The 6658-nt window shown below is 69.6% G+C and carries 5 protein-coding genes and 1 pseudogene; 3 read left to right on the forward strand and 3 right to left on the reverse strand.

All coding sequences use genetic code 11. The features are described from left to right. Positions 1–279: 279 nt before the first annotated feature. Positions 280–1029: an enoyl-CoA hydratase/isomerase family protein gene (locus I6A81_RS24705; RefSeq protein WP_307874885.1), complete on the reverse strand. Its 750-nt coding sequence runs from the start codon at positions 1027–1029 to the stop codon at positions 280–282. A gap of 383 nt (positions 1030–1412) precedes the next feature. On the opposite strand from I6A81_RS24705, the gene I6A81_RS24710 reads away from it, so the two are divergent. From I6A81_RS24710 to I6A81_RS43860, 3 genes and pseudogenes are all read left to right on the forward strand, one after another. Then, the gene (locus I6A81_RS24710; protein WP_238429575.1) at positions 1413–2525 is read left to right on the forward strand and encodes a porin PorA family protein; all 1113 of its coding nucleotides are present in this window, start codon (positions 1413–1415) and stop codon (positions 2523–2525) included. Positions 2526–2684: 159 nt separating this feature from the next. Further along, a complete protein-coding gene (locus I6A81_RS24715) occupies positions 2685–4853 on the forward strand; it encodes a 3-hydroxyacyl-CoA dehydrogenase NAD-binding domain-containing protein (protein WP_203004473.1) in 2169 nt (722 codons plus the stop codon). Between the two features lie 15 nt (positions 4854–4868). Then, positions 4869–5042: pseudogene (locus tag I6A81_RS43860) on the forward strand (ABC transporter substrate-binding protein); the annotation flags it as partial. A gap of 47 nt (positions 5043–5089) precedes the next feature. On the opposite strand, the gene I6A81_RS24720 reads toward I6A81_RS43860, so the two are convergent. Together I6A81_RS24720 and I6A81_RS24725 are read right to left on the reverse strand one after the other, a co-directional pair. Beyond that, the gene (locus I6A81_RS24720; RefSeq protein WP_307874886.1) at positions 5090–6034 is read right to left on the reverse strand and encodes a phosphotransferase family protein; all 945 of its coding nucleotides are present in this window, start codon (positions 6032–6034) and stop codon (positions 5090–5092) included. A 436-nt stretch (positions 6035–6470) separates the two neighbouring features. Further along, the coding region (locus tag I6A81_RS24725; RefSeq protein ID WP_203004472.1) for a cytochrome P450 at positions 6471–6658 on the reverse strand (188 nt) is incomplete at its 5' end.

A 6658-nucleotide genomic window follows, 5' to 3' on the forward strand; every position in this document is an offset into this window, starting at 1 on the left:
TTCCTGCTCGCGCGTGCTTCGAGACGGTCCGGCCATCATCGCTTGGACCGCTCCGTTGGCTCGGTAGGTTACCGCTGATTTACTTCCCTCGGTTCCGAACGCTCGATTCGTGCCAGAGGGGATGGGTAGGCGCGTCGGTGGGCCGGCCGAGGCGGCCAAGGAGATCCGGCGACGGTACGAAGGGCTCGTCGACAGGTTCACCCCCTGTCTGCCGGGCGAACTGCCCGGACAGACACAGCACGAGGTCGTCGCCGGTGGCAGGGCGGATTAGCCGGAGCGTCAGCCACCCGTCGGGCGGGAGGCGAGGCGGTCGCGCAGGCGCGCCACGGCCGCGGCCGTCTCGGGGTGACCCATCAGCAGCGCCTGGCCGCGGGCCTCGGTCTCCAGCGCCGACCACAGCGAGGGCGCGTCGGTGTTCGCCTGCAGCGCCCGCTTGGTCATCGCCAGCCCAGCCCTGGGATGGACCAGGATTTCGCGGGCCAGGTCGAGCGCCCGCGAGAGCAGCGACTCGGCCGGCACGGCGCGGTTGGCCAAGCCGATCCGCACCGCCTCGGCGGCGTTCACCTCGCGGGCCGTGTACATGAGCTCGGCGGCGACGCCGCGCCCGACGATCCTGGGCAGCAGCCACGAGGCGCCCATGTCGGCGCCGGACATTCCGATCCGCACGAACGCGGCCTGGAAGAGCGCGTCGGACGCGGCCATGCGGATGTCCGCGGCGAGGGCGAGGCTGAACCCGCCGCCGATCGCCGCGCCGCGGACCGCGGCGATCACCGGCTGCGGCAGCGAGAGCAGGGCGAGCAGCGCCTGGTTGCCCAGCTCCTGCAGCTCGAGGGCGCCGTCCGGGCCGAGGCCGGCGAACTCGGCCGCGCCGTCGAGGTCGTAGCCGGAACAGAAGGCGCGCCCGGCGCCGGTAAGCACGACGACGCCCACCGAACTGTCGACGCGCAGCCGCTCGCCGACCGCCCGCAGTTCGGCGAGCATCCGCCGGTCAATCGCATTGAGCCGCTCCGGCCGGCTGAGAGCAACCACCGCCACACCCGGCTCAGGCTTCGTTACGCTGACTGTCTCCTGCGCCGCCACAGACGACTCCCTGTTTCGATGTAATCGGCCGTGTCGCGAGGACTCTAAGGCCGTTCGCGCAGCGGAAAAGATCCTTTCCCTCCGACGGGGGAAGGAGTCCCTTCTTCCGGGGGTACCCGCCGCCATACGGCCTCGGCATCCTGGGTGAGGCCCGGAGCAAACAGCCACGACCCGGGCCACCGACCGTTCCACGCCCGTCGTTGACGCCCTGGACGGGCGGCGCCAGACCGACGCCCCGATCCTCGAAATTCCCACCGCGCATTCCGGCCGGTAGGCGGACCAGCCACTTTCTGGTTTCCGGGGCGCGGACCGTCCAGCCAGAGGGAGAAACTATGCGCATTCGTCGTTCATCTGTGATCGTCGGTACGGTGGGTATTTCGCTCCTCGCGTTCGCGGTCATCCTGAAGTTCGTGATCGTGCCATTCGCGACCAGGCTGCCGGCAGACACCGACCTCACCGTCGGCTACGAGGGGACCGCGACGCTGCTCGACAACACCGCCTTACAGGCGGGTGACGCCAGGGCGGCATTACGTACCGACGTGCCGATCACCGTCGACCGGCACGTCGTCGCGCTGTCCACCGACGGCGGCACCGCGGTGATCCAGGACTCGCTGGCGGTGAAGGCCACGGGGGCGAAGCTGCCTACCAGCAGCTACACCTACGCCGTCGACCGCTCGACGCTGCGGGGCGTCCGGGGACCCGCCGGCGCCGGCGTCGAGCCGGCGGAGGGCGCCCTGACCTCGGCCTTTCCGATCAGCCCGGCCAGGGACGACCTGTACACCTACTACGACCCGGTGACCCGGACCGTGGTTCCCGTCCACTACAGCGGGACCGACTCCCGAGGCGGGCGGAAGGTCAACATCTACCGGTTCTCGGCCGAAGGGCCGGTGCGCAACGCCGCCCTCCTCCACGCGCTGCCGGCGGCACTGCCCAAGAGCCTCCTGGGCACGCTCGCGCCGTTGCTTCCGGCCGACGTCGTCGCGGCGTTCACGCCGACGGCGGTCGCCGCGCTGGCCGACCCGGTGCCCCTGACCTTCACCGCGTCCACCGACATCGTGGCCTACGTCGACGAGCAGACCGGCGTCGCCATCGACCAGACGATCGCGCAGCGGGTCGTCGCGCACACGTCCCTAGCCCGGCAGGACGTGGCGCTCCTGCCGGTCATGGCACTGGACTTCCACATCACCCAGGCCAGCATCCGGGACCTCGCCCACACCGCGTCCTCCGCCGGGCTGCTGCTGACGCTCGTCGGCCTGGTCGCGCCGCTCGCCCTGGCCACGCTCGGGCTGCTCCTGGTCGTCTACGCCCTGGTGCGGCGTTCGCCGCCCGTCCCTGAGAACGGCACAGGCGACGGGGACCAGCCGCCACGGGAGACCGACAGCGTCGCGGCCGCGGGCGAGGCGACCGCGACAGAGGCGTCCCCCTCCGGGACGACGGCCCCGTAGCGCGCGCCCCCGGAACTCAGGTCCTCCGGCACGACCTCGCCGCCGAACCGATCCTCGGCCCGCCACGGAGCTGACCCTGGCGACCCGGTGACTGGACGGCCACGCCGTCCGGTCGCCCCGCCACGCCCGTTTCCGCCACCTGAACGCGAGAGAGCAGACATGACCGAGCTGACCCCCGTCATCCGCTGGGACCAGGACTCCGACGGCGTCGTCGTCCTGACGATGGACGATCCGAACCAGTCCGCCAACACCCTGAACGTTCGCTTCGTCGCCGCGCTGGAAGCGGTGGTCACCCGACTGGAAGCGGAGGCGGAATCCATCACCGGCGTGGTGCTGGCGTCGGCGAAGAAGACCTTCCTCGCCGGCGGCGACCTGCGTGACCTGGTCACGGCGGGACCGGGCGACCGGCAGGCCGTCGTCAGCCAGGCGAACATGGTGAAAGGCCTGCTCCGCCGCCTGGAGACGCTCGGTCGCCCGATCGTTGCCGCGATCAACGGCGCGGCTCTCGGCGGCGGCCTGGAGATCGCCCTCGCCGCGCATCACCGGATCGCCGCCGACCTCCCCGGCACATGGATCGGTCTGCCCGAGGTCACGCTCGGCCTGTTGCCAGGCGGCGGCGGCATCGTGCGCTCCGTGCGGCTGCTCGGGCTCACGGACGCGCTGTCGAACGTACTGCTCCTGGGCCAGCGGCACACCGCGGCGAAGGCCGCCCGGCTGGGCCTGGTGAACGAGCTGGTCGGTTCGGTGGCCGAGTTGCTGCCGGCGGCGAAGGAATGGATCCGCGCCAACCCACGCCCTCGGCAGCCCTGGGACGAGGTCGGGTACTCGATTCCGGGGGGCTCGCCCGCCGACGCGTCTTTCGGGACGACCGTCCCGGCGCTGTCGGCGAACCTGCGCAGGCAGCTGCGCGACGCCAACCTGCCGGCGCCTCCGGCCATTCTCGCGGCCGCGGCCGAGGGCGCTCGGGTCGATCTCGCCACGGCGTTCCTGATCGAATCTCGCTATTTCGCCGACCTTGTCACCGGGCAGGTCTCGAAGAACATGATCCAAGCATTCTTCTTCGACATTCAGTACATCAACTCCGGCGGCAACAGGCCGGCGGGCTGCCCGACCTTCCACGCGACCAGAGTCGCCGTACTGGGCGCTGGAATGATGGGTGCCGGAATCGCCTACTCCTGTGCGAGGTCCAACATTGAGGTCGTTCTCAAGGACATCTCGGCCGAAACAGCCGCACGTGGCAAGGCCTACTCCGAGCGGCTCGTCGCCGCGGCGATCGAGCGGAAGGTCACGACGCCCGAGGCCGGCGCGGCACTGCTCGCCCGGATCACTCCCACCGCGGACGTTGCCGACCTCGCCGGCGCGGATCTCGTCGTCGAGGCCGTCTTCGAGAGCCCCGATCTCAAACATCAGGTCTTCCAGCAGGCTGAGGACGTGGTCGGCGCGGACGCGTTGCTGGCGTCCAACACCTCGACCTTGCCGATCAGCCAGCTGGCCCAGGCCGTTCGCCGACCGGAGAACTTCATCGGCATGCATTTCTTCTCCCCGGTCGACAAGATGCCGCTGGTTGAGATCATCGTTGGCGAGCAGACCAAGGACGCGACGCTCGCCCGGGCGCTCGACGTGGTCCGGCAGCTCGGCAAGACGCCCATCGTCGTCAACGACAGCCGAGGCTTCTTCACTAGCCGCGTCATCATGACCTTCCTGCACGAGGCCGTCGCGATGGTCGGCGAGGGAGTCGACCCGGCGTCGATCGAACAGGCCGGCGCGCAGGCGGGCTATCCCGCTCCGCCGTTGCAGCTGCTGGACGAGCTCACGCTCACGCTGCCTCGCAAGATCCGCGAGGAGACGAAGGCCGCGGTGGTGGCCTCCGGACGTTCATGGCGCGGCCACGGCTCCGAGGCGGTGATCGACCGGATGCTCGACGACTTCGGCCGCCCAGGCCGCGCGGGCGGCGCGGGCTTCTACGACTACACGGACGGGAGACGTGACCGCCTCTGGTCGGGCCTGCGCGAGCACTTCACGGGGACAGGCACGGCGGTGCCCGTCGACGACATGAAGGAACGAATGCTGTTCGTGGAGGCGCTGGAGGCCGTCCGCTGCCTCGACGAGGGCGTGCTGCGCTCGGTGGCGGAGGCGAACGTCGGCTCACTGCTCGGAATCGGCTTTCCGACCTGGACGGGCGGCGTCATCCAGTATGTCAACGGGTACCAGGGCGGCCTGCCGGGATTCGTCACGCGTGCCCGGGAACTCGCCGGCCGCTACGGCGAGCACCTGCTGCCTCCAGTCTCACTCGTCCAGAAGGCAGAAAGCGGCGAGACATACTCCTGACGACGGGGATTCCACAACGAGCGCCGGTCCGGCATCGGCGGGCGGCCCATCGAACTCGTGACCTGCGAGACCCAGGCAGACCCGGCCAAGGGCGCCGACCGCGGCAACCGGATGCTCGAAGCCGAGGTCGTCGCGGTCGCCATCCCCGAAACCGGCGTCATCGAAAGCGTATGGCAGCCACTCGCCGAGCGGAATTTCGGCAGGTACACCGTTGCAAGGCAGGGTTGGCCCTGTGCTCACACCCCCACTGCTGCGAACCCGTCATGCGCCGCGACGGCGGCGCTCAGACGCTGCAGCAGTACGCGAACGATTTCGGGCTGCACGATGACGGTGATGCCCCACATGAAGAATCCGTAGACAGTGCCGATCCGGTAGGCGTTCCATGCGTCGTCCCACGCAGGAGCATCGATGCCATGCGCACGTAGCTCGGCGAGGTAGTGCCGCAGCGGATCTCGCTCCGCTTTTTCGCGGTCTTCGGTGGAGATGGTGGAAGCGACGTGGTAGCCGACGTCGATGCCCCAGAAGTTCCGTTGCACGAGCTGCCAGTCGACGAGCGCGGGATGACCGTCGCCCGCGAGGAAGACGTTGCCGACATGCGCGTCGCCGTGGATGATCGTCCAGCCGGCTCCCTCCGGGCTGCTCGCCAAGGTTCGCTGCGCCGTGGCGAGTCTGGCCGCGTCCCGCGCCTCGGGCGCGACATCGACGCCGACCGGGCCGTCGAAGTTCGACTGGATGGTGTCCTGGCCCCTGTGCTGGAAGTAGGTGTCGATGCGAGGCGCGAGCCATGGCGCTCGCACCGCGTTCGGCAGGCCCCAGCCGAACGCGTGTAGGCGCGCGAACTCGCTGAGGCTCTCTGCCGCCTGATCCACGGAATACGGCGACAGCGCGTCGAGGAAGGCGCCGCCGTCGGTGATGATGTCTTCGGTGATGAAGACGCCGGCGCCGGTCTCGAGCGAGGCTCCGGCATAGTGGCCGCGGAGGGTGCGGACTCCCGTGGGCTCGGCGAGCGTGGCATAGAACCGCGCCTCAGGGCCGCCGAGGTACGCGTAGGGGCGGCTGGTCTCACCGAAATACCCCTTGACGCAGAGATGAGGCGAGAGCCCTTCGGGGAGACCGCCGGCGCACTCGATGGTGAAGCGGGCGTTCGTCGAGATTCGCGTGTCAACCGACCGAACCGTCACCTCGGTTACTCTGATGCCGGGTGACGCTGGGCTAACGCAAGGGTGAGCCATGAGGGGTCGAGTGCCTGCTCGAGGGTTTCAGGGACCGGCACGGATTTGGTCATCATTCCTCCTGGACGGATATTGGTCGGACGAGGACGACGAAGCCGCCTGTCTCGTTGGCGAATAACCCGGCCCTCGGGACCTGACGGTCCACGCCGCCGCTACCTCCTGGTCGTTTCCACGCCGGCCGGCGGACCAGATGCCGCAGATGCCGCGAAGGCGTCCGTAGGGCCCGGCGTTGGTAGTCGCAGCGTCGGGCTCGAGGCTGGCGGCATCCGCGGCAGTGCGTACCGGTATCCAGACGAGATCGTCGGGTGACGCCGGTGGAAGTCTGCTTGGGCCGGCGGAACAGCGACAAGCCCGTTGGACTTCATCCCGCCCGTCGGCCTGGCGATCAGTCGAACGAGATCGGGACGGAGGCGTAGCCGCGGACGGTGCTGGTCTGGACCGGGACGAGCCTCGATTCGTCGATCTCCCAGCGGGGGAAGCGTTTGAGGGTTCCGGTGAGCGCGATCTGGCCTTCCATGCGGGCCAGGGCCGCGCCGAGGCAGAAGTGGGCGCCGAACCCGAACGTGATGTGCC

Source organism: Frankia nepalensis (assembly GCF_016786325.1).
GTDB classification, from domain to species: domain Bacteria; phylum Actinomycetota; class Actinomycetes; order Frankiales; family Frankiaceae; genus Pseudofrankia; species Pseudofrankia nepalensis.

Bases quoted from the DNA above. Each gene is read 5' to 3' on its own strand.
- I6A81_RS24715 (WP_203004473.1), top strand. From the start codon at position 2,685: ATGACCGAGCTGACCCCCGTCATCCGCTGGGACCAGGACTCCGACGGC.
- I6A81_RS24710 (WP_238429575.1), top strand. From the start codon at position 1,413: ATGCGCATTCGTCGTTCATCTGTGATCGTCGGTACGGTGGGTATTTCG.